This window comes from Micromonospora globbae, from assembly GCF_003610785.1.
Lineage (GTDB): Bacteria > Actinomycetota > Actinomycetes > Mycobacteriales > Micromonosporaceae > Micromonospora > Micromonospora globbae.
Genome location: NZ_RAQQ01000007.1, coordinates 85151 through 108828, shown reverse-complemented (window position 1 = coordinate 108828; position 23678 = coordinate 85151). Strand labels below are relative to the sequence as shown.

21 protein-coding genes are annotated in these 23678 nt (G+C 73.3%); 17 read left to right on the top strand and 4 right to left on the bottom strand.

What is annotated here, in order from left to right; genetic code table 11:
- Window positions 1-31: 31 nt before the first annotated feature.
- Window positions 32-391: a YraN family protein gene (locus D7I43_RS11685; RefSeq protein ID WP_120328482.1), complete on the bottom strand. Its 360-nt coding sequence runs from the start codon at window positions 389-391 to the stop codon at window positions 32-34.
- Between the two features lie 212 nt (window positions 392-603).
- Here D7I43_RS11685 and D7I43_RS11680 point away from each other — a divergent pair, with 212 nt between their 5' ends.
- The 9 genes from D7I43_RS11680 to D7I43_RS11645 all read left to right on the top strand — a co-directional run bounded on the left by D7I43_RS11680 (window position 604) and on the right by D7I43_RS11645 (window position 9903).
- Window positions 604-1770 carry a hypothetical protein gene (locus D7I43_RS11680; protein ID WP_147427243.1) on the top strand — a complete coding sequence of 389 codons (1167 nt, stop codon included), beginning with the start codon at window positions 604-606 and terminating at the stop codon, window positions 1768-1770.
- A gap of 276 nt (window positions 1771-2046) precedes the next feature.
- Complete coding sequence (rpsB, locus tag D7I43_RS11675; RefSeq protein ID WP_120328480.1) at window positions 2047-2874, top strand: 30S ribosomal protein S2; 828 nt, start codon at window positions 2047-2049, stop codon at window positions 2872-2874.
- Between the two features lie 134 nt (window positions 2875-3008).
- A complete protein-coding gene (tsf, locus tag D7I43_RS11670) occupies window positions 3009-3836 on the top strand; it encodes a translation elongation factor Ts (protein ID WP_120328479.1) in 828 nt (275 codons plus the stop codon).
- A 162-nt stretch (window positions 3837-3998) separates the two neighbouring features.
- Entirely contained in the window at window positions 3999-4766 is a 768-nt protein-coding gene (gene pyrH, locus D7I43_RS11665; protein ID WP_120328478.1) for a UMP kinase, read from the top strand.
- A gap of 80 nt (window positions 4767-4846) precedes the next feature.
- Window positions 4847-5404: a ribosome recycling factor gene (gene frr, locus D7I43_RS11660; RefSeq protein ID WP_120328477.1), complete on the top strand. Its 558-nt coding sequence runs from the start codon at window positions 4847-4849 to the stop codon at window positions 5402-5404.
- A gap of 129 nt (window positions 5405-5533) precedes the next feature.
- Window positions 5534-5665 (top strand): hypothetical protein, encoded by a 132-nt coding sequence (locus D7I43_RS34070; RefSeq protein ID WP_275670835.1) that lies wholly within the window; start codon window positions 5534-5536, stop codon window positions 5663-5665.
- Between the two features lie 147 nt (window positions 5666-5812).
- Window positions 5813-7513, top strand: a complete 1701-nt coding sequence (locus D7I43_RS11655) for a phosphatidate cytidylyltransferase (protein ID WP_120328476.1) — start codon at window positions 5813-5815, stop codon at window positions 7511-7513.
- Between the two features lie 100 nt (window positions 7514-7613).
- Window positions 7614-8762, top strand: a complete 1149-nt coding sequence (rlmN, locus tag D7I43_RS11650; protein ID WP_120328475.1) for a dual-specificity RNA methyltransferase RlmN — start codon at window positions 7614-7616, stop codon at window positions 8760-8762.
- 31 nt (window positions 8763-8793) lie between these two features.
- The gene (locus D7I43_RS11645) at window positions 8794-9903 is read left to right on the top strand and encodes a DivIVA domain-containing protein (protein WP_120328474.1); all 1110 of its coding nucleotides are present in this window, start codon (window positions 8794-8796) and stop codon (window positions 9901-9903) included.
- 108 nt (window positions 9904-10011) lie between these two features.
- On the opposite strand, the gene D7I43_RS11640 is transcribed toward D7I43_RS11645, so the two are convergent.
- Window positions 10012-10233 (bottom strand): DUF2631 domain-containing protein, encoded by a 222-nt coding sequence (locus tag D7I43_RS11640; RefSeq protein WP_120328473.1) that lies wholly within the window; start codon window positions 10231-10233, stop codon window positions 10012-10014.
- A gap of 317 nt (window positions 10234-10550) precedes the next feature.
- Here D7I43_RS11640 and D7I43_RS11635 point away from each other — a divergent pair, with 317 nt between their 5' ends.
- Window positions 10551-12137: a Rieske 2Fe-2S domain-containing protein gene (locus D7I43_RS11635; protein WP_120328472.1), complete on the top strand. Its 1587-nt coding sequence runs from the start codon at window positions 10551-10553 to the stop codon at window positions 12135-12137.
- A 37-nt stretch (window positions 12138-12174) separates the two neighbouring features.
- On the opposite strand, the gene D7I43_RS11630 is transcribed toward D7I43_RS11635, so the two are convergent.
- Window positions 12175-13770, bottom strand: a complete 1596-nt coding sequence (locus tag D7I43_RS11630; RefSeq protein ID WP_120328471.1) for a phytoene desaturase family protein — start codon at window positions 13768-13770, stop codon at window positions 12175-12177.
- 281 nt (window positions 13771-14051) lie between these two features.
- On the opposite strand from D7I43_RS11630, the gene D7I43_RS11625 reads away from it, so the two are divergent.
- From D7I43_RS11625 to ispG, 5 genes are all read left to right on the top strand, one after another.
- Window positions 14052-16226 carry an MMPL family transporter gene (locus D7I43_RS11625; RefSeq protein ID WP_120328470.1) on the top strand — a complete coding sequence of 725 codons (2175 nt, stop codon included), beginning with the start codon at window positions 14052-14054 and terminating at the stop codon, window positions 16224-16226.
- 145 nt (window positions 16227-16371) lie between these two features.
- Window positions 16372-16863, top strand: coding sequence for a YcxB family protein (locus tag D7I43_RS11620; RefSeq protein ID WP_120328469.1), 492 nt, complete (start codon window positions 16372-16374; stop codon window positions 16861-16863).
- Between the two features lie 130 nt (window positions 16864-16993).
- Complete coding sequence (gene dxr / locus D7I43_RS11615) at window positions 16994-18205, top strand: 1-deoxy-D-xylulose-5-phosphate reductoisomerase (RefSeq protein ID WP_120328468.1); 1212 nt, start codon at window positions 16994-16996, stop codon at window positions 18203-18205.
- Window positions 18205-19455, top strand: a complete 1251-nt coding sequence (locus tag D7I43_RS11610) for a M50 family metallopeptidase (RefSeq protein ID WP_120328467.1) — start codon at window positions 18205-18207, stop codon at window positions 19453-19455. The genes dxr and D7I43_RS11610 overlap by 1 nt, the downstream gene beginning before the upstream one ends.
- A 9-nt stretch (window positions 19456-19464) precedes the next feature.
- Complete coding sequence (ispG, locus tag D7I43_RS11605; protein WP_120328466.1) at window positions 19465-20637, top strand: flavodoxin-dependent (E)-4-hydroxy-3-methylbut-2-enyl-diphosphate synthase; 1173 nt, start codon at window positions 19465-19467, stop codon at window positions 20635-20637.
- A 97-nt stretch (window positions 20638-20734) separates the two neighbouring features.
- Here ispG and D7I43_RS11600 read toward each other — a convergent pair whose 3' ends face one another.
- The gene (locus D7I43_RS11600) at window positions 20735-21316 is read right to left on the bottom strand and encodes a PadR family transcriptional regulator (RefSeq protein WP_120328465.1); all 582 of its coding nucleotides are present in this window, start codon (window positions 21314-21316) and stop codon (window positions 20735-20737) included.
- A gap of 122 nt (window positions 21317-21438) precedes the next feature.
- Between D7I43_RS11600 and D7I43_RS11595 the strand changes: the two genes are divergently transcribed.
- The gene (locus D7I43_RS11595; protein ID WP_120328464.1) at window positions 21439-22650 is read left to right on the top strand and encodes an MFS transporter; all 1212 of its coding nucleotides are present in this window, start codon (window positions 21439-21441) and stop codon (window positions 22648-22650) included.
- A gap of 55 nt (window positions 22651-22705) precedes the next feature.
- Window positions 22706-23545, top strand: coding sequence for a GNAT family N-acetyltransferase (locus D7I43_RS11590; protein ID WP_120328463.1), 840 nt, complete (start codon window positions 22706-22708; stop codon window positions 23543-23545).
- Window positions 23546-23678 lie beyond the last annotated feature (133 nt).

Genomic DNA, 23678 nt, shown 5'->3' with positions numbered 1-23678 from the left:
CCGGCCCGGGCGTACGGCGTGGCCGGCCACCTCAGAACGCGCCCTTCAGGTGCTGCACGCGGGCCGGTCCGGTGTCGGGCAGCCGGACCGACAGCACGTCGAAGCGGATCTCGTCGGCCGTGGTGCCCGTCTCCGCCAACCAGCGGGCGGCGAGCCCGCGCAGCCGCCGGGCCTTGGCCGGCACGACGGCCTCGGCGGGAGTGCCGAATTCGCCACCCCGGCGCGTCTTCACCTCGCAGAAGGCGAGCACGTCCCCGTCCCACGCGATGATGTCGATCTCGCCGGCCGGGCAGCGCCAGTTCCGGGCGACCGGCCGCAGCCCCGCCCCGATCAGATGCCGGACGGCGCACCGCTCGCCGTACGCGCCGACGGCCTGGTTCCGCGTTGTCATGAGGGGCAGGCTGCCGTCCGCCGGCCGGGCCCGGCGACCCCTCGACCTCGGCGCTGTGGACAACGGTCGAGCTGTGGACGACCGGACGATCATGCACCTGGCGTGCTATGGGAACCGGCCCCGGCAACGCCGACCCGTCTCCCACGCCCGCCCGACGAGTTGTCCGAGGGGCGGAATGACGGGTCCGGCGCGGGTCGCATACGGTGCGGCACGTGGACGGACGACGGAGCTTCCCTGACGAGCAGGAGCCGACCTGGTACGCGGGCGAGCGCGGCCGCGGCTACGAGCCGGACTGGCGCGGCGCGGACGGGGCACGCCATCACGACGAGGAGTTCCGCGTGCCGGAGCAGCGCGGCGCCGCCGAGAAGCCCGGGTACGCCGACAACCCCGGCTACCGCGAGCCGGCGCGCTTCGGCCCCGGCCCCGACCCCGCCCGACTCGCCGTGGACCGTGAGCCGGCCCCCTTCGGCGTCGACCCCGAGCCGACGCGGTTCGGCGTCGACCGTGAGCCGGCCTCCCTCGGCGTCGACCCCGAGCCGACCCGGTTCGGCGCCCCGGAGCCGGCCCGTTTCGCGTCCGGGTCCGAGCCGTCGCGCTTCGGTGTCGCGGAGCGCGACGCCGGCCGGTTCGGGTCGACCGGCGGCAGCGGTGACGAGCGCGCCGAACCCGCGGGATACGAGCGTGCCGAACCCGCGGGATACGAGCGCGCCGAAAGTGCGGGATACCGGACGAACCGCGCAGCGCAGGCCGGACCGGAGGTGTCGGGTGAGTTGCCGGGGAGGCGGGCCGCCCGGGAGACGGCCGCCGCCCAACCCGCCGCGCCTCCGCCGGCCGCGCCCGAGCCCGCCCGGGAGGGCGTCCCGGCCGGCCCGGCGGGTGAGCCCACCGATCCGGTCCGCCCGTCCCCGCTGGCGGGCTACCCGGTCGTCGAGCCCGGCCGGCCGTCCGAGCCGGCGCATCCCCTCGACGTGCCGACCGGGCCGATGCCGCCCGTCACTCCCCGGGCCGACCTTCCGCACGCCACCCCGCCGTACGTCCCGGGCGCCGTGCCCGATCCGGCGCGCCCGGCGGGGGACGGCGTCTACCGGACGCGCCGGCCCGTCCTCGCCGTGTTCTTCGCGGTGCTGGTCCTGGTGTTCGAGGTTCCGGCGCTGCGGCTGCTGGCGGCCGGCGCGACCGGGGATCCGGTATCGCCCGCGAACGTGGTGGCGGGCACCTTCCTCGTGGCCGGTCTGCCGATCTTCGCGATGGGGCTGTACGGCCTGCGTACCGGTGGCCTGTCCCTGTCCGACGGCGGGCGCGGGTGGCTGCGACCGCCGACGGCCTACCTGACCGTCGCCCTGGTGCTCTTCGTGGCCGCCGCGCTCGCGGCGGGCTGACCGGTCGCCCGCCCCGGGGCGCCGGCCGCCCGGGCTCCCCGCCGCGCCGGTGGCCTCGCCGTCCACCCGGAGCCTGCGGGGCGGGGGAGGGGCGTACACTGGACGACTGGCGACCGCCTCGCGCGGTCGACCTCGCGTGCCCTCTCCACGGTTGGTCGTGGGGCGACGGCCTCCCTGGTCCCGATCTTGATCGGGCCCGTCATGGCCGGCGACCGGGCACCAGGACGCCCGGCCGCCGGCCGGGCGGGACAACCAGGGATCAAGGAGTAGCCACCAATGGCCGTCGTGACCATGCGTCAGCTGCTGGAGAGCGGTGTCCACTTCGGGCACCAGACCCGGCGCTGGAACCCGAAGATGAAGCGCTTCATCTTCACCGAGCGCAACGGCATCTACATCATCGACCTGCGCCAGACCCTCGACTACATCGAGAAGGCGTACGACTTCGTGCGCAACACGGTCGCCGAGGGCGGCAGCATCCTCTTCGTCGGCACCAAGAAGCAGGCCCAGGAGGCCATCGCCGAGCAGGCGACCCGGGTCGGCCAGCCGTACGTGAACCACCGCTGGCTCGGTGGCATGCTGACCAACTTCCAGACCGTGTACAAGCGGCTGCAGCGGATGAAGGAGCTGGAGGCCCTCGGTGACCTGAGCGGCACCGCCGCCGGTTACACCAAGAAGGAGACCCTGCAGCTCTCCCGCGAGAAGGAGAAGCTGACCCGCACCCTGGGCGGCCTGCGGGACATGCAGAAGCTCCCGGCCGCGATCTGGGTGGTCGACACGAAGAAGGAGCACATCGCCGTCGACGAGGCCCGCAAGCTGGGCATCCCGGTGATCGCGGTGCTCGACACGAACTGCGACCCGGACGAGGTCGACTTCCCGATCCCGGGCAACGACGACGCGATCCGCTCCGCCGAGCTGCTGACCAAGGTCGTCGCCTCCGCCGTGGCGGACGGCCTGATCGCCCGCTCCGGCCGGCGCCGGGGCACCGACGAGAAGCCGGAGCCGGGCGTCGCCTCGGACGAGCCGCTGGCCGAGTGGGAGCGCGAGCTGCTCGAGGAGAAGAAGGCCGGCGAGCAGGAGCAGCCGGCGGCCGCCGCCGCCGAGTGACCGTTCCGTCGCCGCCCCGCCGTCCGGTTCGCCGGGCGGCGGGTGCGGCGGCGAGGCCGGGCACATCCGGCCCGAATCCGGGTAACCGGCACCTCTGACCATCCACACGCCGCTTCAACACCGAAGAGAGAGCCATGTCCCAATTCACCGCCGCGGACGTCAAGAAGCTCCGCGACCTCACCGGCGCCGGCATGATGGACAGCAAGAAGGCGCTGACCGAGGCCGAGGGCGACTTCGACAAGGCCGTCGAGATCCTGCGCATCAAGGGCGCCAAGGACGTCGGCAAGCGGGCCGGCCGTACGGCCGCCAACGGCCTGGTCGCGCACTCCGGCCAGGCGCTGCTCGAGCTCAACTGCGAGACCGACTTCGTGGCGAAGACCGAGTCGTTCATCGCGCTCGCCCAGAAGCTCGTCGAGCACGGCGCGGCCAGCGGCGTCAGCAACGCCGAGGAGCTGCTCGCCAGCACGCTCGACGGCAAGACCGTGGCCGACCTCGTCCAGGAGGAGTCGGCCAAGATCGGCGAGAAGCTGGTGCTCAACCGTTTCGCCAAGCTCGACGGCACCACCGCCGTCTACCTGCACCGCAAGGCCCAGGACCTGCCCCCGGCGGTCGGCGTGATGGTGCAGTACACGGGCAAGACCGACGAGGCCGGCGACGCCGACGCGCGTGGCGTGGCCATGCAGATCGCCGCCATGCGGCCGCAGTACCTCACCCGTGACGAGGTGCCCGCCGAGGTCGTCGAGTCGGAGCGGCGCATCGCCGAGCAGACCGCGCGCGAGGAGAACAAGCCCGAGGCGGCCCTGCCGAAGATCGTCGAGGGTCGGGTGAACGCCTTCTTCAAGGACTTCGTCCTGCTGGAGCAGGCGTCGGTCACCGACAACAAGAAGACGGTGAAGCAGGTGCTGGCCGAGGCCGGCATCGAGGTCACCCGCTTCGTGCGGTTCGAGGTCGGCCAGGCCTGAGCCGCCGCCGGGCGTCGTCTCGGCGCCCGTGGGCAGGAACGTCGACGAGGAGGTCGCTGGTGTACGTGACAGGCACCGCGGCCTCCTCGTCCCATAGGGTCGGCAGCGGCAGGTTCGCGGTACGCGGCGCACGGGGCGCCGGTACGGGGAAGGGCGGGGCGGATGACGCAGGTTGTGAGTGACCGGACGCTGGCGGTGGACGATCCCACCGCCCCGCCGCCCGGCCGGGCTCGCCGGGTGGTGCTCAAGCTGTCCGGTGAGGTGTTCGGCGGGGGCGCCATCGGCGTCGACCCGGACGTCGTCCAGGCCATCGCGCGGCAGATCGCCACGGTGGTGCGCCGCGGCGTGCAGGTGTCGGTGGTGGTGGGCGGCGGCAACTTCTTCCGGGGCGCCGAACTGCAGAAGCGCGGCATGGACCGGGCCCGCGCCGACTACATGGGCATGCTCGGCACCGTGATGAACTGCCTCGCGCTCCAGGACTTCCTGGAGAAGGAGGGGATCGAGACCCGGGTGCAGAGCGCCATCACCATGGCGCAGGTCGCCGAGCCGTACATCCCGCTGCGCGCCATCCGGCACCTGGAGAAGGGCCGGGTGGTGATCTTCGGCGCCGGCGCCGGCATGCCGTACTTCTCGACGGACACGGTCGCCGCCCAGCGCGCGCTGGAGATCCACGCCGACGTGGTGCTGATGAGCAAGAACGGCGTCGACGGCGTCTACACCGCCGACCCGCGTATCGACCCCACCGCCAGCAAGTTCGACTCGATCACCTTCTCCGAGGTGCTGCGTCGCAACCTCCGCGTCGCGGACGCCGCGGCGTTCAGCCTCTGCATGGAGAACGGCCTGCCGATGCTGGTATTCGGCGCGCAGGGGGAGGACACCATCGTCCGCGCCGTGGGTGGCGACAAGATCGGCACCCTGATCACCGCCTGAGCGGTCGCCCCCGGCGACGGCAGCGGTCCTCCGACACACAGCAGAGCCCACCACGAGCACAGAAGGAGGCGAGGAGACAGGTGATCGACGACACCCTCCTCGAGGCCGAGGAGAAGATGGAGCGTGCCATCGAGCACGCGAAGGAGGAGTTCGGGGCGATCCGGACCGGCCGGGCCACGCCCGCCATGTTCTCCAAGATCATCATCGACTACTACGGCTCGCCCACGCCGCTGACCCAGATGGCGTCCGTGGCGATCCCCGAGCCGCGCATGGCGATCATCAAGCCGTACGACAACTCGCAGATCAACGCCATGGAGAAGGCGATCCGCGACTCGGACCTCGGGGTGAACCCGAACAACGAGGGCAACCAGCTGCGCATCCTGCTCCCGCAGATGACCGAGGAGCGCCGCCGCGACATGATCAAGGTGGCCCGGCACAAGGGTGAGGAGGCCAAGGTGGCGATCCGCAACATCCGCCGCCGCGGCAAGGAGGAGCTGGACCGCATCGTCAAGGACGGCGAGGCCGGCGAGGACGAGGTGCGCCGCGCCGAGAAGGAGCTGGACGATCTCACCCAGCGCTTCGTGGGGACCGTCGACGAGCTGGTCAAGCACAAGGAAGCCGAGCTGCTCGAGGTCTGAGACCCGCCCCCCCCGGCCGTACGCGAGGTGAGGCCCGCCCCACCGGGGCGGGCCTCACGCGTACCCCCTACCGCCCCCCTCTCCCGCCGCCCTCTCCCCGCCCCCCTCCCCGCCCCCCGGCTCTCCGCGGTGATCATGAGGTTGGCGGGGCGGTTGGAGATCGAACTCCCCGCCAACCTCATGATCGACGGGGTGGGGGTGGGGGAGCGGGTGTCCGGGCGGGGAACGGCGTCCGCCGTGGCGGGGCGGCGGGTGCAGTAGGCTCGGCACGATTCCCGGCCACGGGGCGGTGTACGCCGGGGATCGACCGGTCGTCGGGCCGGCCATCGGAAAGCAACAGTCGCGCGTGTAGGGGATGCTTGTGGTTCTGCGTCATGTGGTGGTACTCGTGCCGCGTCACGATGCGTGATGTCCCACCTGGACCCCTACGGCGGCGCTGAGCCCCGCGGCTGGGACCGGCCGGACGGGCCGGTGGCCCTGCCGTGGCCCGAGCCCGCGATCGACCCGGGACCGTGGGCGCGGCACCCGGACGCCGCGGCGGAGCTGTACGCGGAGCCGCAGGTCCGCTCCCGCCCGCCCGCCGACCCGTACGCCGACCGGGGCGGCGCCTATCCGCCCGACCCGTACGCCGACCGGGGCGCTCCGTACCCGCCGGCCCCCCACGACGACGGCTACCCGACACCCCCCCACGACGACGGCTACCCGACGCCCCCGTACGACGACGGCTACCCTCCGGCGCCGCACGACGACGGGTACCCGACGGCGCCGCACCCCGAGCGGAACGGCGCGGGGCGCCGGGGCGAGCGGGACCCGTACCAGGAGCGCCGGCCGGGCCCGTACCGCGACGGCGGCCCCCGCCACGACGACCCGCGCCACGACCGTCCACGCCGAGAGGGCCCGTACGACGACGGGCCGTACCACGACGGCCCCCGTCGGCGGGGCCACGACGACCCCGAGCGGTACGGCGAGGACCGCCGCCCCGGCGCGTACGGTGACGAGCCGTACCGCGAACGGCGCGACGACCACGGTGAGCGGTATCCCGACGAGCACGGCGCCGGCCGGTACGACCTGCCGCCGCCCTCCGGCGCGGGCCGCCACGACATGGCGTCCGCCTCCGCCCCGGGCCGGTACGACGACGACACGGCGACCGCCCAACTCGCCCCCGTGCGCGACGACCTCGCCCCCGTGCGCGACGACCTCGGCCCCGAGCCGGAGCCCGAGCCGCCGCGCCGGCGCCGGCCGGGCAAGCGGCGCGCGAGTGCCGACCGCCCCGCCACCCACCAGACCCCGAGCCGGGCCGGCCGGAACCTGCCGGCCGCCATCGGCGTCGGGGTCGCCCTCGGCGCCGTCATCCTGCTGGCGCTCTTCGTCTACCCGCCGGCGTTCCTCGCGGTCATCGTGGCCGCGGTCGGCGTCGCCGTGTGGGAGCTGGGCCGGGCGGTCCGGCGCAGCGGCGCGCACCCTCCACTGGTGCCGCTGATCGCCGGCGGTGCGCTCACCGTGGGCCTGGCCTGGTTCGCCGGCCCGGACGCGCTCAGCCTGGGCCTGATCGTCACGGTGCTCGGCACGATGATCTGGCGCCTGGGCGACGGGCCCGGCGGCTACCAGCGCGACCTGACGGCCGCCACGCTGATCGCGGTCTACGTGCCGTTCCTCGGCGGATTCGCGGCGCTGCTGGCGGCGGCGCCCGACGACGGTTCCTGGCGGATCCTCGCCACCCTCGTCGCGGTGGTGCTCTCCGACACCGGCGGGTACGTCGCGGGGGTGCTGTTCGGTAAGCACCCGATGGCCCCCTCGGTGAGCCCGAAGAAGTCCTGGGAGGGCTTCGCGGGCTCGGTCACCGCGGCGGCGCTCGGCAGCGCCCTGCTGATCTGGCTCGTGTTCGACGTGGCCCCCTGGTGGGGCGCGGTGTTCGGCCTCGCCGTCTCCTGCGCCGCGGTTCTCGGCGATCTGGCCGAGTCGATGATCAAGCGGGATCTCGGAGTGAAGGACATGAGCAACCTGCTGCCCGGGCACGGCGGACTCATGGACCGGCTCGATTCGATCCTCTTCGCCGTGCCGACGGCGTACCTGCTGCTGGCGGTCTTCGTGCCGGTGGCCGGCGGGTGATCCGTCGCCCCGGCGCCGCCGCCCTGACCGGAGGGTCGGGGTCGGTTCGGCACCTCCGGACAGGTGCGTTCGCCGTTCGGCGTGACAGACTGGACGCGCCATGACGAGCCTGCCCCTGATCCCCGTCGCGTCCGACGCTCCCGCGCGTCGTGCCGCCATGCCACCGCAGCACCTCGCCGACCTGGACCTGGCGGGCCGCCAGGCGCTCGTCGCCGAGCTGGGCGAGCCGGCGTTCCGCGCGAAGCAGATCTCCACGCACTACTTCGGCCGGCTGGTCCGTGACCCGCAGCTGATGACCGACCTGCCCGCGGCCACCCGCGAGCGGCTCGCCGACCGGCTGCTGCCGCGGCTGCTCAACCCCGTACGCGAGCTGACCTGCGACGACGGGGCCACGCGCAAGGCGCTGTGGCGGCTGCACGACGGCTCGCTGGTGGAGAGCGTGCTGATGGGCTATCCCGACCGGGTCACCGTCTGCATCTCGAGCCAGGCGGGCTGCGGCATGGCCTGCCCGTTCTGCGCGACCGGCCAGGCCGGGCTGACCCGCAACCTGTCCACCGCGGAGATCGTCGACCAGGCGGTCTACCTCGCGGGGGTGGCCGCGTCCGGGGCCGTCGCCGGTTCCCCGCCGCGCCTGTCCCACGTCGTGTTCATGGGCATGGGGGAGCCGCTGGCCAACTACGCCCGCGTGGTGGCGGCGATCCGCCGGCTCGTCGCGCCGGCCCCGGAGGGGCTCGGCCTGTCCCAGCGGCACATCACCGTCTCGACCGTCGGCCTGGTGCCGGCCATCCGCCGACTGGCCAGCGAAGACCTCTCCGTGACCCTTGCGTTGTCGTTGCACGCCCCCGATGATGATCTGCGCGACGAACTGGTGCCGGTCAACCAGCGCTGGAAGGTAGCCGAGGTGCTGGACGCAGCGTGGGACTACGCGGCCCGGACGGGACGCCGCGTGTCGATCGAGTACGCGATGATCAAGGACGTGAACGACCAGCCGTGGCGAGCCGACCTGCTCGGCCGGCTGCTGGCCGGCAAGTTGGCCCACGTGAACCTCATTCCGCTGAACCCGACGCCGGGCAGCCGTTGGGACGCGAGCCCGAAGCCGGTGGAGCGGGAGTTCGTCCGGCGCTTGCGGGCCGCCGGGGTGTCGACCACGGTGCGGGACACCCGGGGCCGCGAGATCGACGGCGCGTGTGGTCAGCTCGCCGCCGCCGAGGACAGGGACATCGACCGCGCCGCTGCGGCATCGGCGTGACCGGGCGAGTCGAACGAGACCAGGAGACATAGTGGCGAGTCAGGGTCAACGTTTCCGGCGTAAGGCGCTCCGCCGGGGATACAAGGTCGACGAGGTGGATGCCTTCCTCGACCGCGTGGAGGCGACGCTCGCCGGGCAGCCGGTCGGCGCGCCCGTGGCCTCCCAGGAGGTCCATGACGTCGTCTTCCGGGTCCGGTTCAACGGCTACGACGAGTGGCAGGTCGACCTGCACCTCGACCGGGTCGAGCGCCAGCTGGCCGAGATGGAGGAGCGCGGCGGCGTGGTCGGGCGCGGCAGCGACTCCGGGATGGGCGACCGCTTCGGCCCGGCGGACCGGCTCGGCCCGCCAGATCGGATGGGCCCCCCCGACCGGATGGGCCCGCCGGACCGGATGGGTCCGCCGATGCGCGACGACCGGGGCATGCCGCCGCAGCCGTTGCCGCCGCGGCCGATGCCCGCGCAGGCCGGCCCGCCCGCCGGCGGCTACGGGCGGTACGACGAGCCGACCGGCAGCTTCGCGGGCGGGTACGACGCCCCGCGCGGCGGCTACGACGGTCCACGCCCGCCGGCCGGTCCCGGCGGTCCGGGCATGCCGATGGGGCCGGGCGCGCCGATGGGCGGCCCCGCCGGTCCTCCGCGCGGCCTGCCGCCCGGCCAGGGAGGCTACGGCCCCGACGAGCAGCGCTTCGACGGCTTCGAGGCGGGGCGACGCGCCCGCCCCGACATGACCGCCGAGATCCACATGCCTGACCGGGACCCGCGTGACCTGCGTCGCGGGCCGGCCGGTCCGCCCCCGATGCCGCAGCAGGGCTTCGGCGGCCCGCCGCCGGTGCCCGGCCCGCCGGTCGGTGGCCCGCCCATGGGTGGCCCGCCGATGGCCGGCCCGCCCGGCAGCGACCTCTACCGCGTCGACCAGATCCGGCGCAGCTTCCAGGTGCGCCGCTTCGGCAGCGGGTACGACCCGGATCAGGTGGACCGGTTCTTCGAGAGCCTGCTCGGCGGGATGGCCGGGCGGAACCCGATGCCGGTCAACCCGAAGGACCTGGACACGCTGCGCTTCGGTCTCGTGCCCGGCGGCTACTTCGAGGCCGAGGTCGACGCCGCGCTCAAGGACGTGCAGGACATCCTCTTCGGCCGCTGACCCCGGCTCCGTCCCGGCCACGTACGACGAGGGCCCGCCCGTTCCGGCTCGGAACGGGCGGGCCCTCGCGCGTGGTCACACCGGGTTCGCCCGGCGCCGGCGCCCCGGTCAGGACCGCAGGCCGTTGCGCCGCAGCACGGCGTCGCCGATGACGATGACCAGCAGCAGCACGGCCAGGCCGATGAGCCAGATGTCCTCGACCTTGCCCTCGTGGTTGCCGCAGAGCATCGCCACCAGTGCCAGCGCGGTCAGCACCGCGCCGATCCGCCCGGACTTACGGTGCCCCGGCTTGTGCTGGTCCGGCGACGTTACCGGCTCGCTTCCTGCCACTGTCGGTCCTTCCCTCGCGATCGGATCTCCGGTTAGTCTGGCACGCCCCGTACCAGCGGCGGCGCAGGGTCCGGCCTCACGCGGCCGGCGACACCCCGGCCGCGCGCGGCCGCGTCCGACCACGGCCCGCCCGCCGGCCACGACCGGGGGCCGGTGGGGTGACGGACGGCGTGCCGACCCTCCGACGGGGTACCCGGGTCGAAGGACCCGGTCCGACCAGGGCGGTACGGCACTACCGGCGTCGCGGACCGGGGGCCACAGTCACTCCGGTAGCGTTTGGCGTACACCTTGATTGTCTTTTTGAGGGGGAAACTGCGGTGCGAGTGACCGGTACCGGGCACGCCAGCATGCGGATCGACACGGCCGCGGGCAGCATCCTGTGCGACCCGTGGGTCAATCCGGCCTACTTCGCCTCCTGGTTCCCGTTCCCCGACAATTCGCAGCTCGACTGGGAGTCCCTCGGCCAGGTCGACTACCTCTACGTGTCCCACCTGCACCGGGACCACTTCGACGCGGCGCACCTCAAGCGGTACGTGTCGAAGCAGGCCACCGTGCTGCTGCCCGAGTTCCCGACCTCGGAGATGGAGGACGAGCTGCGGGAGCTGGGGTTCACGAAGTTCCTCAAGGCGCCGAACGAGCAGGTCGTCGAACTCGACGGCGGGCTGAAGATCATGATCCAGGCGCTCACCAGCCCCACCGACGGGCCGATCGGCGACTCCTCGCTCTGGGTCGAGTACGACGGCGTGCGCCTGCTGAACCAGAACGACGCGCGCCCCACCGACCTCAGCACGTTCGCCGAGCTGGGCCACGTGCACGCGCACATGCTCCAGTTCTCCGGCGCCATCTGGTACCCGATGGTGTACGAGCTTCCGCAGGCGGCCAAGACCGCGTTCGGCAAGCAGAAGCGGGATCGGCAGTTCGACCGCACCTGGCGCTACATCGACGACCTGAAGGCGTCGCACGTCTTCCCGATCGCCGGCCCGCCCTGCTTCCTCGACGACGAGCTGTGGCAGTTCAACGACATCTTCGGCGACGAGGGCAACATCTTCCCCGACCAGTCGGTCTTCCTGCGCGAGTACGCCAAGGTGGGCGGCACCAACGGTGTGGTGCTGCTGCCCGGCAGCGTCGCCGAGATCACCACGGACGGCTGCGAGACCACCCACCCGGTGCCGGTCGAGGAGTTCTTCGCCAACAAGGTCGCGCACCTGGAGGAGATGCGGGAGCGCAAGCGCCCGATCATCGAGGCGGAGAAGGCGTCCTGGCGCCACCCCGAGGTGGACGTGCTCGGCGAGATGAAGCGCCGCATCGAGCCGCTGCTGGACGAGTCGATCTACCTGGCCAAGGGGGTCGGCGGGCCGGTCCGGTTCGACCTGGTCGACACCGACGCCTCGGGCGAGGAGACGGTCGAGTCGATCGTCGTGGACTTCCCGGGCAAGGAGGTGCGGCCGTACGCGGACGAGAAGGTCCGCTACCGGTTCCGCACCCACCGGGGGCTGATCGAGCAGCTCCTGCACAGCGGCGAGGTGGACTGGGTCAACTCCCTCTTCCTCTCCTGCCGCTTCTCGGCGGCCCGGATCGGGCAGTACAACGAGTTCGTCTACGCCTTCTTCAAGTGCCTCTCGGAGGAGCGCCTCCAGTACGCCGAGGGCTGGTACGACGAGCACGAGCGGGCCGTCGACGCGGAGGACATCACGCTCGGCGACTGGGTCGTGCAGCGCCGCTGCCCGCACCTCAAGGCCGATCTGAGCCGGTTCGGCATCGTCGAGGGCGACCAGCTCACCTGCCAACTGCACGGCTGGCGGTTCGACCTGGCCAGCGGTCGCTGCCTCACCAGCGTCGGCCACAAGATCCGCGCCCACCGCGCCGACGAGGCCCCCGCCCCGGCTCCGGAACCCGCGAGCTGACCTCCGCCCGCCGACCCGCCCGTCAGGGTACGGGGCGTCAGCGGCCCAGGTCGGCGAGGATCCGGCGGGCGGCGTTGTGGCCGGCGGCGCCGATCACGCTGCCGGCCGGGTGGCAGCCCGCGCTGCCCGCGTACACGCCGTCGACCCCGGTGGCGTACGGCATGCGGTCGGTGAACGACACCGTGTTGTCGACGTGGTGGATGTGCCCGCCCGTGATGCCGAAGTGCTCCTCGATGCCGGGCGGGGGCAGGGGCACGGCGTCCACGACGAGGTCGCCGGTCCCGGGCGCGTACCGCTCGCAGATCCCGATGAGCCGGTCGACGTAGCCGGGCAGCGCGGCGTCCCAGGTGGTCCCGGCCAGCTCATACGGCACCGACTGCACGAACAGCGCCGACGAGTGGTGCCCCGCGCCGTCGGAGAGCGACGGGTCGACGGTCGTGTGCAGGTACCACTCGATGGTCGGCTCCGCGGGCAGCCGCCCCGCTCGCACGTCCGCCCACATGGCGCGCAGCGCCGCCATGGGCGACTCGCCGCCCCCGCCGACCAGGGAGGCCGAGCCGGGCAGCAGGTGGATGGTCGACCCGAACGGGCTCGGCGCGTCCGCCGGCAGGCAGGAGAACCGCGGCAGCCCGGACAGCGCGAGGTTGAGCTTGAGGGTCGTGCCGGGCCGACGGACGGCCGCCATCCGCGCCCGGAGCGGCTCCGGGAGCGCGCCGTCGGGCAGCATGTCCATGAGGCGGTACGGGTCGCACGCGCCGAGCACCACCCGGGCGGCCACCTCCCGGCCGTCGGCGAGGACGACACCGCTGGCCGCGCCGCCGTCCACGGTGACGGCGCTGACCGGCGCGCCGGTGCGGATCGTCGCGCCGGCGGCCCGTGCGGCGTCGGCGAACGTACGCGAGACGGTGCCCATGCCGCCCTCGGCGATCATCCAGGTGCCGCCGGACCCGGGGAGCCGGCACATGTTGTGCACCAGGAAGTTGTGGCCCGTGCCGGGGTCGTCGGGACCGGCGTTGAGCCCGGACAGGCCGTCGGTGACGGCGTACATGCTCACCAGCAGCTCGGAACGGAAGTCGAAGCGGGCGAGGTAGTCGGCGACCGAACCGCGCACCAGGTCGACGAAGACCTGCCGGAGCGCCGGCCGGACGTACCGCTCGGCGGTCTCCTCGACGGGCAGCGGCTCGGTCAGCCAGGCCGGCGCCAGGTCCTCGCGGAGGGCGGCCAGCTCGGCCTGGAGCGCGTCGTCGGCGGCCGCGTCGGCGGGGGAGAACATCTCCGCGAGCTGCCGCCGGCTCGCCGCCGCGTCGCTGCCGAACAGCAGGTACGGCGAGCCGAGGCCGCCCGGGGTGGGCAGGAAGTAGTGCGGGTCGCGGCGCAGCACCGGGATGCGTACGTCGAGGGTGGCGAGCAGTTCCGGCGGCATCAGCCCGAGCAGGTACGAGCCGGTCGAGTGGCGCAGCCCGGGCACCTTCGGGAACGGGTTCTCCGTCCGGGTGGCGCCGCCGATGACGTCCGCCGCCTCCAGCACCAGCACGTCGAGCCCGGCACGGGCCAGCAGGATCGCGGAGACCAGTCCGTTGTGCCCCGCCCCGACGATGACGACGTCGGCACGGGCAGGGAGTTCACCACTCATGTCCCCGGACCCTAGCCCGAACCCCCGCCCCACACCTCCCCCCTCACGTCCCACCCCCCCTCACGTCCCTCCCCCTCCCTCCCCCTCCCGCCCCCTCCCGCCCCCTCGTGCCTCCCCGGTGATCATGAGGTTGGCGGGGGATTCGATCTCCAACGCGCCCGCCAACCCCATGATCACCGGGGAGGGAAGGCGGGAAGGCGGGAGGGAGGGGAGGGGGAGGGGGACCGGGGGTCGGGGGTGTGGGGGACCATGCTGGGGGCGGTCGCGAGAGGGAGGCGTACGTGTTCGGGTGGTGGGGACGGGCCGTCGTACGGCTGCGCTGGGCCGTGCTCGCGGCGGCGGTGCTGCTCGCGGCGGTCGGCGCGACCTGGGGCGCCGGCGTCTTCGGGCAGCTCACCGGGGGCGGGTTCGACGACCCGGCGAGCGAGTCCAGCCGGGCGTACGCGCGGATCACCGACGAGCTGGGGCCGCAGGGCGCCGACCTGATCGTCCTCTGGTCCAGCGACACCGCCACGGCCGACCAGCCGGCGTTCCGCGACCCGGTCACGGCGACCGTGTCCCGGCTGCGCGAGCGGCCCGAGGTGACCAGCGTGACGACCTGGTACGACAGCGGCGCACCCGCGCTGCTCGCCACCGACCGGCGCGCCACCTACGCCCTCGTGCGGTTGCGGGGCGGGGACGAGGACGGCAAGACGGTGGCGTTCCGGGCCCTGCGTCCGGTGCTGGAGACCCCCGGCGTGCGTACGCAGATCGGCGGCAACGTGCCCTTCCTCGAGGAGGCGAACACCCGCACCACGGAGGACATCACCCGCGCCGAGCTGCTCTCCATGCCGGTCCTGCTCGTCCTGCTCGTGGTCATCTTCGGCGGGCTGGTCGCCGCGTCCACACCGCTGCTGATCGGCGGGCTGGCCATCCTCGGCGGCTTCATCGCCGTGCGGGTCGTCAACCTCTTCACCGACGTGTCGATCTTCGCGATCAACGTGATCACGCTGATCGGGCTGGGCATGGCGGTCGACTACGCGCTCTTCGTGGTCAGCCGGTTCCGGGAGGAGCTGGCGGCCGGCCGTACGACGGCCGACGCCGTACGGCGCACGATGGCCACCGCCGGCCGCACCGTGCTCGTCTCCGGGCTCACGATCGCGCTCGCCATGGCCAGCCTGCTGATCTTCCCGCAGTCCTTCCTGCGCTCCATGGGCTTCGGCGGGATGGCCGCCGTGCTGGTCGCCATGCTCGCGGCGTTGACCGTGCTGCCGGCCCTGCTGGCGGTGCTCGGCCCGCGGATCGACGCGGTGCGCGTACCCGTGCCGTGGCGGCGGCGGACGGCGGGTGCGGGGCCGGCGGCGGTTCCGGAGGCCGGCGCGTGGGCCCGGATCGCGCGCAGCGTGATGCGCCGCCCGGTGCCCTACCTCGTCGGGGTCGCGGTGGTGCTGGTGCTGCTGGCCACGCCGTTCCTGCGGATCACGTTCGGCGGCTTCGACGAGCGGGTGCTCCCGTCCGGCGCCGAGCCCCGCGTGGTCAGCGAGCGGATCGCCGCGGAGTTCCCCGGCGGCACGGTGGCCCCTGTCGAGGTGCTGGTCTCCGGCGCGTCGGCCGAGGAGGTCCGCCCGTTTGCCGACCGGATCGCCGGCGTGCCCGGCGTCACGGGAGTGGACGTCGCCGCCAGCCGGGGCGAGTCGACCCTGCTCACGGTGGCGTATCCGGGGGAGCCGACGGGCGAGGTCGCCCAGGACGTGGTGCGGGCGCTGCGCGACCTGCCCGGTCCGGACGGCGCGGAGGTGCTCGTCGGCGGCCGGCCCGGCGCGGACCGCGACCTGCTGGACAGCCTCGGCTCCCGGCTGCCGTGGATGGCGCTGCTGATGGCCGCCGCCACGTTCCTGCTGCTCTTCCTCGCGTTCGGCTCGGTGGTGCTGCCCGTCAAGGCGGTGCTCATGAACCTGCTCTCGATCGGCGCGTCGTTCGGCGTGGTGGTCTGGATCTTCCAGGACGGTCACCTCGCCGACCTGCTCGGCTTCACCCCGACCGGTTTCATCGAACCGAGCAACCCGATCCTCATGCTCGCCGTGCTCTTCGGGCTGGCCACCGACTACGAGGTCTTCCTGCTGTCCCGGGTGCGCGAGGAGTGGGACCGCACCGGCGACAACACCGCGTCGGTGGCCGCCGGGCTCCAGCGCACCGGACGGATCATCACGGCCGCCGCGCTGCTGCTGATCATCGTGGTGGCCGGCTTCGCGAGCGGCAGCATGGCCTACATCAAGCTGATCGGCGTCGGCATGATCGTGGCGATCGTGGTCGACGCGACGCTGGTCCGGGCGCTGCTCGTGCCGGCCACCATGCGGCTGCTGGGCCGGTGGAACTGGTGGGCGCCGGGTCCACTGGGCCGGATCTACCGGCGCTACGGGTTGCGCGAGTCCGACTCTCCGACAGTCCCCCGGGACTCCGCCCCGGCTGCCCACTAGCCCGCACCGCCGAGGCCGATGCCGCGCCGCCGACGGGGCGACGCCGCCACGCCGCGCGGCGCCGCGGCGCGGCCACCGGTCGAGCGCCGGCCGGGCCGATCGCCGGGGCAGCGCCCGCGTGCGGGCACCAGTATCGTGTCCGGCCGTGATGATCAGCTTCGAGACCCAGCCGGACCGCCGCCTGCTGGAGGACGCGATGCGCCGCGCCTTCCGCCAGAACCTGATGCTGCTCCGGCTCTCCGGAGTGCTGCTGATGGTGCTGGCGGTCCTCGTCGTCCTCGTCGAGCTTCCGGTGATCGCGGCGGGGCTGGTCGCGGGCGGGGTCGTCCTCGTGCTCTCGCCGCGGTGGATCGTGCGGAACGCGGTCCAGTTGAGCTGGAAGACGTACGGCATCCCGATCGCCTGGCAGTTCGCCGACGAGGGCGTGCGGATGGCGTCGGCGTTGACCGAGGGCCTGGTCCGCTGGCCGGCGCTGGAGTCGGTCGAACCCATCCCCGGCCAGCTGCTGTTCAAGATCAACCGGCAACAGGTCATCCCGGTGCCGATCGCCGGGCTGGACCCCTCCGACCGCACCACGCTCACCGACTTCCTCCGTGACCGGGGCCTGCTCCGGGCCGGCGCGGCCGTCCGGAGCTGACGGTGCGGGGCCGGCGCGGCCGTCCGGAGCTGACGGTGCGGGGCCGCCGGGAGCGGCACGGGTTCCGCGGTCGGCGGGGAAGATTGAGGCTCCCAGCGGACGTACGGCCCGACTGGGGAAGAATGGCCGCGTGACTTCCGCGCGAGAACTCGTCCTGCTCGGCTCCACGGGCTCGATCGGCACCCAGGCCATCGACATCGTCCGGCGCAACCCGGAGCGGTTCCGGGTGGTGGCGCTCGGCGCGGGCGGCGGCAACGTCGACCTGCTCGCGGCGCAGGCCCTCGAACTCGGTGTCGAGGCGGTCGGCGTGGCTAAGGCGTCCGCCGCCCAGGACCTCCAGCTCGCGTTCTACTCCGAGGCGAGCCGGCGCGGCTGGTCGAGCGGCGACTTCAAGCTGCCCAAGATCATCGCCGGGCCGGACGCGATGACCGAGCTGGCGCAGTGGCCGTGTGACGTGGTCCTCAACGGGGTGGTCGGCTCGCTCGGGCTGGCGCCGACCCTCGCGGCGCTGCGCGCCGGCCGTACGCTCGCGCTCGCCAACAAGGAGTCGCTCGTGGCCGGCGGCCCCCTCGTGAAGGCCGCCGTGACCCGCGCGGGGCAGATCGTGCCGGTCGACTCGGAGCACTCGGCGCTCGCCCAGTGCCTGCGCGGCGGGACGCGGGGCGAGGTGCGCCGGCTCGTCGTGACCGCCAGCGGCGGGCCGTTCCGGGGGAAGCGGCGCGAGGAGCTGACGCGGGTCACGCCCGAGCAGGCGCTGGCGCACCCGACCTGGAACATGGGCCCGGTCGTCACGATCAACTCGGCGACCATGGTCAACAAGGCGCTCGAGGTGATCGAGGCGCACGAGCTGTTCGACGTCCCGTACGCCGACATCACCGTGATGGTGCACCCCCAGTCCGTGATCCACTCGATGGTCGAGTTCGCCGACGGCTCCACCCTCGCCCAGGCCAGCCCGCCGGACATGCGGCTGCCCATCGCGCTGGGCCTCGGCTGGCCGGACCGGGTCCCGGACGCGGCCCCGGCCGTCGACTGGACGACCAGCCACACCTGGGAGTTCGCCCCGCTCGACGACGAGGCGTTCCCGGCCGTCGCGCTGGCCAAGGCCGCCGGCGAGGCCGGGTGCTGCCGGCCGGCCGTCTACAACGCGGCGAACGAGGAGTGCGTGGCCGCGTTCGTGGCCGGACGGTTGCCCTTCCTCGGCATCGTGGACACCGTCGCGAGGGTGCTGGAGGACGCTCCGGAGTTCGGCGAACCAGGTACCGTCGAGGACGTGCTCGCGGCGGAGTCGTGGGCCCGTGCGCACGCACAGGAGATCATCGCCGCGGCGGTGGAAGGAGCTTGATGGCATACCTGCTCGGGGTGGCGCTGTTCGCGCTGGCCATCCTCGTCTCGGTGAGCCTGCACGAGGCGGGGCACATGCTGACCGCCAAGGCGTTCGGGATGAAGGTCACACGCTACTTCGTCGGGTTCGGGCCCACCCTGTGGTCGTTCCGCCGCGGCGAGACCGAGTACGGCGTCAAGGGCATCCCCCTCGGCGGTTTCTGCAAGATCGTCGGCATGACCCCGCAGGACGACGACGTGGACCCGGCCGACGAGCCGCGGGCCATGTGGCGCTACCCGGTGTGGAAGCGGACGATCGTGATGTCCGCGGGCTCGATCACCCACTTCGCGCTCGCCCTGGTCACGCTCTGGATCCTCGCCGTCTCCGCCGGCCTGCCCAACCCGAACTTCCCGAGCACGGAGGCGGAGATCCGGCAGGAGCCGGCGGTCGTCGCGCTGAGCGACTGCGTGGTGCCGGACAACAGCGTCCGCGAGTGCCAGCCGGGCGACGCGGCCAGCCCGGCCGCGCAGGCCAACCTGCGTGACGGCGACCGGATCACCTCGCTCAACGGCCAGCCGATCGACAACTACGGTGAGCTGCTCACCGCGCTGCGGGGTCTCACGCCGGGCAGCACCGCGACGATCGGGTACGTCCGGGACGGGCAGCCGGGTCAGACCCGGGCGGTCCTCGCGAAGACCGAGCGGCCCCCGCTGGACGACCCGGAGGGCGCCGTCACGCCGGTCGCCGCGCTCGGCGTGGGTCTGATCCCGAGCACCCCCACGCGGGTGACGTACGGGCCGGTCGCGGCGTTCGGCGCGACCGCCGACTTCACCGGCGAGATGGCGGTGAACACGGTGCACGCGTTGCAGCGGATCCCGCAGAAGATCCCCGCGCTGTGGCAGGCGATCACCGGCGGTGAGCGGGACATGGACACCCCGATCAGCGTGGTGGGCGCCAGCCGGCTCGGCGGCGAGGCCGTCGAGAACAACGCCTGGCTGGTCTTCTTCATGCTGTTCGTCTCGCTGAACTTCTTCATCGGCGTGTTCAACCTGCTGCCGCTGCTCCCGCTCGACGGCGGCCACATCGCCATCGCCTGGTTCGAACGCGCCCGGTCCTGGGTCTACGCGCGGCTGCGCCGCCCGGACCCGGGCCGCGTCGACTACCTCAAGCTCATGCCCTTCACGTACGCGGTGATCCTGATCGGTGGCGCGTTCACGCTGCTGACCATCACCGCGGACGTGGTCAACCCGATCACGCTCTTCTCAAGGTGAGTGCCTGAAGTGACCGCAGTCAGCCTCGGTATGCCGCCCGTGCCGCCCCCGCCGCTCGCGAAGCGCCGGGCCAGCCGCCAGATCATGGTCGGCTCGGTCCCGGTGGGCGGCGGCGCACCCGTGTCCGTGCAGTCGATGACCACCACCCTCACCGCCGACGTGAACGCCACGTTGCAGCAGATCGCCGAGCTGACCGCGGCCGGCTGCCAGATCGTCCGGGTCGCCGTGCCGTCCCAGGACGACGTCGAGGCGCTGCCGGCGATCGCCAAGAAGTCGAAGATCCCGGTGATCGCGGACATCCACTTCCAGCCGAAGTACGTCTTCGCCGCGATCGACGCCGGCTGCGCCGCCGTCCGGGTCAACCCCGGCAACATCCGGCAGTTCGACGACAAGGTCAAGGAGATCGCCAAGGCGGCCAGCGACGCCGGGGTGCCGATCCGCATCGGCGTCAACGCCGGTTCGCTGGACAAGCGGCTGCTGAGCAAGTACGGCAAGGCCACGGCCGAGGCGCTGGTCGAGTCGGCGCTCTGGGAGTGCTCGCTCTTCGAGGAGCACGGCTTCCGGGACATCAAGATCTCCGTGAAGCACAACGACCCCGTCGTGATGATCCGGGCGTACCGGCAGCTCGCCGAGCAGTGCGACTACCCGCTGCACCTGGGCGTCACCGAGGCGGGCCCGGCGTTCCAGGGCACGATCAAGTCGGCGGTGGCGTTCGGCGCGCTGCTCGCCGAGGGGATCGGCGACACGATCCGGGTGTCGCTCTCCGCGCCGCCGGTGGAGGAGATCAAGGTCGGCACCGCGATCCTGGAGTCGCTGGGGCTGCGCGAGCGTGGCCTGGAGATCGTCTCCTGCCCGTCCTGCGGGCGTGCGCAGGTGGACGTCTACAAGCTCGCCGAGGAGGTCACCGCCGGCCTGGAGGGGCTGCCGGTGCCGCTGCGGGTGGCCGTGATGGGCTGCGTCGTCAACGGCCCGGGCGAGGCCCGGGAGGCCGACCTCGGTGTCGCCTCCGGCAACGGCAAGGGTCAGATCTTCGTGAAGGGGCAGGTCATCAAGACCGTCCCCGAGGGGCAGATCGTGGAGACGCTCATCGAGGAGGCGCTGCGCCTGGCCGAGGAGATGGGCGCGGAACTCCCCGAGGAGCTGCGCGGGCTGGTCACCGGTCCCACGGTCACCGTCCACTGACGTCGGCATCGCCGAAGGGCGGCCTCCCGCGGGAGGCCGCCCTTCGCGCGTACGGGGGGGCCGGTGACCGCCCTCGTGTCGTGGTGGTGGGAGTCGCTCACTCGGACTCGGCGAGGATCGCGTAGAGCTTGCGCCGCGTCTCGTCGAGCACCTGGGCGGCGCGTTCGCGCTGGTCGTCGGTGCCGGTCATCATCACCTGCCGCAGGGCGTGCATGGCCTGTGCCCCCGCGTCACGGATGTCGTGCCAGCTGTTGACGGTCGTCTCGCCGAACTCCGCCCAGGGCGGGGTCTGCGCCGCCGTGTTCGCCTCCTCCCGCCCCTGCTCGGTGAGCGTGAACCGCTTCCGCCCGCCGTCGGAGTCGGCGGCGGCCGTGATGGCGCCCTCGTCCTCGAGCAGCTGCAGGGTGGGGTAAATCGAGCCGGGGCTGGGGCGCCACGCCCCGCCGGTGCGGGAGTCGATCTCCTGGATCATCTCGTAGCCGTGCATCGGCCGCTCGGTGAGCAGGGCCAGCACGGCCCCGCGCACGTTGGGGCGGCGTCCGCGTCCCCGGCCGCGCCCGCGGCCGTGCCCATGGCCGTGCGGCCCGGGCGGGAACGGCGGGCCCGGAGGTACGGGCGGGAAGCCGAAGCCCCGCATGCGCATCTCGTGCATCGCGTGCAGCCGTCGGTGGAAGCCCATCGGGCTCTCCCTTCATCGTCCTATCACTGATGCATCAACGATATATCGGCAATGCATCGGCGACAAGACGGAAGCGCAACCGGGTTCACAAACCGTACGTACGTCTTGCTAAGCTCACGGCCGTGCGCCTCCTTCCCGAACCGGGCCCGGCCCGGACCCTCGCCCTGTCCACCCTGGTGAACACCGTCGGACGCGGCACGTGGCTGACCGTGAGCGCCCTGTTCCTGACCCGCTCGGTCGGGCTGACCGTGGCGCAGGTCGGTGTGGCGCTCAGCGTCACGGCGCTCGTGAGCCTCGTCGCGAGCACGCCGATGGGCTACCTCGCCGACCGGCACGGGCCCCGCGGCCTCCAGCTCGCCGCGCTCGTCGCGTCCGCCGTCTGCACGGCCGCGCTCGTGGCGGTCCGCTCCTTCGCGGCGTTCCTCGTGGTCGGCGTGCTCATGGCGGTCGCCGACTCGGCCACCCGCGGCGCGCGCGGGGCGCTGATCGCCGGTGCGGTCCCCGCCGACCAGCGCGTACGCACCCGGGCCCACCTGCGCGCCGTCACCAACGTGGGTATCTCGGTCGGTGCCGTGGTCGCCGGGGTCGGCCTCGCCGCGGACACCCGGGCCGCGTACGTGGCGCTGATCCTGCTGGACTGCGTCACGTACCTGGTGGCGGCCGCGATCCTGCTGCGGCTGCCGGAGGTGCCGCCGGTTCCGGCGCCGACGCACGGGCCGCGGCTCATCGCGCTGCGGGACCGCCCGTTCCTCGCCTTCACGGTGCTGGACGGGCTGATGTCGATGCACTTCGGACTGCTCAACATCGCCCTGCCGCTCTGGATCGCCGGGCATACCAGGGCACCGCACTGGCTGATCTCGGGCTGCATGCTGGTCAACACGGTGATGGTGGTGCTGTTCCAGGTCCGCGCCTCGCGTGGCACCGAGGACCTGCCCGGCGCCGGCCGGGCCGCCCGCCGGGCGGGAGCCGTGATCGCCGTCGCCTGCGTCCTCTTCGCGGCCAGCGGCGGCGTACCCGCCCCGGTCGCCGTGCCGCTGCTGCTCGGCGGGGCGCTGGTGCACGTGGTGGGCGAGCTGTGGCACGCGGCGGCCGGCTGGGGCGTCTCGTTCGGCCTCGCCCCGGCCCACGCGCAGGGCCAGTACCAGGGCGCGTACGCGATGGGCATGCAGCTCGGGTCGATGGTGGCGCCGGTCGTGGTGACGACGCTGGCGGTCGGTTGGGGCGTACCGGGCTGGTTGCTCCTCGGTGGGCTCTTCCTGCTCCTCGGTGCGCTGGTGCCGCCCGTGGTGCGGTGGGCCGGGCGGACCCGGGAGGAGCAGCTCGTGGCCGCGTGACGCCGAGTCGGCACTCAGGCCGCGGGCCGGGGGCCGCATCTGGCACGCTGGAGGTGTGCTGACGGTGCCGGTGCGGCAACTCGGGGAATCGGAACGACGCGCGGTCGAGCGGCTGCTCGACCTCGACCCGTACGCGGGCGCGCCGGTCGCCGAGCGGATCGCCGCGCGCGGGCTCTCCTGGTGGCGGGCCGACGGGCGGGTCCTGGGCTACGGCGCCCGTCGGCACCTGGAGTCGATCTGCTGGCTGGGCGGCAACCTCACGCCGGTGCTCGCCACCGAGCCGGCCGTCGCCGCCTTCGCCGACCTGCTGGCCGGCGAGGAGCGGCTCTGCTCGTCGATCGTCGGCCGGGCCGACGCCGTGCTCGGGCTCTGGGATCGCCTCGCCGACGTCTGGGGGCCGGCCCGGGACGTACGCCCGAACCAGCCGCTGCTGGCCACCGAGGCGTTGCCGGTGGTGCCCGCCGACCCCGAGGTCCGCCGGGTGCGCAGCGGGGAGATCGACCGGCTCTTCCCGGCGGCGGTGGCGATGTACACCGAGGAGGTCGGTGTCTCGCCGCTGGCCGAGGACGGCGGGCGCAGCTACCGGCGGCGGGTCAGCGAGCTGGTCCGCGGCGGCCGCGCGTACGCCCGGTTCGCCGACGGGCGGGTCATCTTCAAGGCCGAGCTCGCGGTGGTGACCCGGCGGACGGCGCAGATCCAGGGGGTCTGGGTGGCGCCCGAGTGGCGCGGACGGGGGATCGCCACGGCCGCGATGGCGGCCGTCGTGCGGGACGCCCTGCTGCGGGTCGCCCCGACGGTCAGCCTGTACGTCAACGACTTCAACCTGCCGGCCCGCCGCGTCTACGAGCGGTGCGGCTTCCGGCCGGTGGGCACGCTGGCCACCGTGCTGTTCTGACCGGCGCCCGCCGCTGCGCCCGGCGAGCCCGCCGCTCCCGCTGTTCGTCCCTTCCTCCTGCCCCTCGCCGGTGTCCGCCCGGCGATGAGGCGGATCACGGTCGCCGGCCGCGCCGGAACCGGACACGGGCACT

Bases quoted from the DNA above. Each gene is read 5' to 3' on its own strand.
- D7I43_RS11685 (WP_120328482.1), bottom strand. From the start codon at position 391: ATGACAACGCGGAACCAGGCCGTCGGCGCGTACGGCGAGCGGTGCGCC.
- rpsB (WP_120328480.1), top strand. From the start codon at position 2,047: ATGGCCGTCGTGACCATGCGTCAGCTGCTGGAGAGCGGTGTCCACTTC.
- tsf (WP_120328479.1), top strand. From the start codon at position 3,009: ATGTCCCAATTCACCGCCGCGGACGTCAAGAAGCTCCGCGACCTCACC.
- pyrH (WP_120328478.1), top strand. From the start codon at position 3,999: ATGACGCAGGTTGTGAGTGACCGGACGCTGGCGGTGGACGATCCCACC.
- D7I43_RS11655 (WP_120328476.1), top strand. From the start codon at position 5,813: ATGTCCCACCTGGACCCCTACGGCGGCGCTGAGCCCCGCGGCTGGGAC.
- rlmN (WP_120328475.1), top strand. From the start codon at position 7,614: ATGACGAGCCTGCCCCTGATCCCCGTCGCGTCCGACGCTCCCGCGCGT.
- D7I43_RS11630 (WP_120328471.1), bottom strand. From the start codon at position 13,770: ATGAGTGGTGAACTCCCTGCCCGTGCCGACGTCGTCATCGTCGGGGCG.
- D7I43_RS11610 (WP_120328467.1), top strand. From the start codon at position 18,205: ATGGCATACCTGCTCGGGGTGGCGCTGTTCGCGCTGGCCATCCTCGTC.
- D7I43_RS11600 (WP_120328465.1), bottom strand. From the start codon at position 21,316: ATGGGCTTCCACCGACGGCTGCACGCGATGCACGAGATGCGCATGCGG.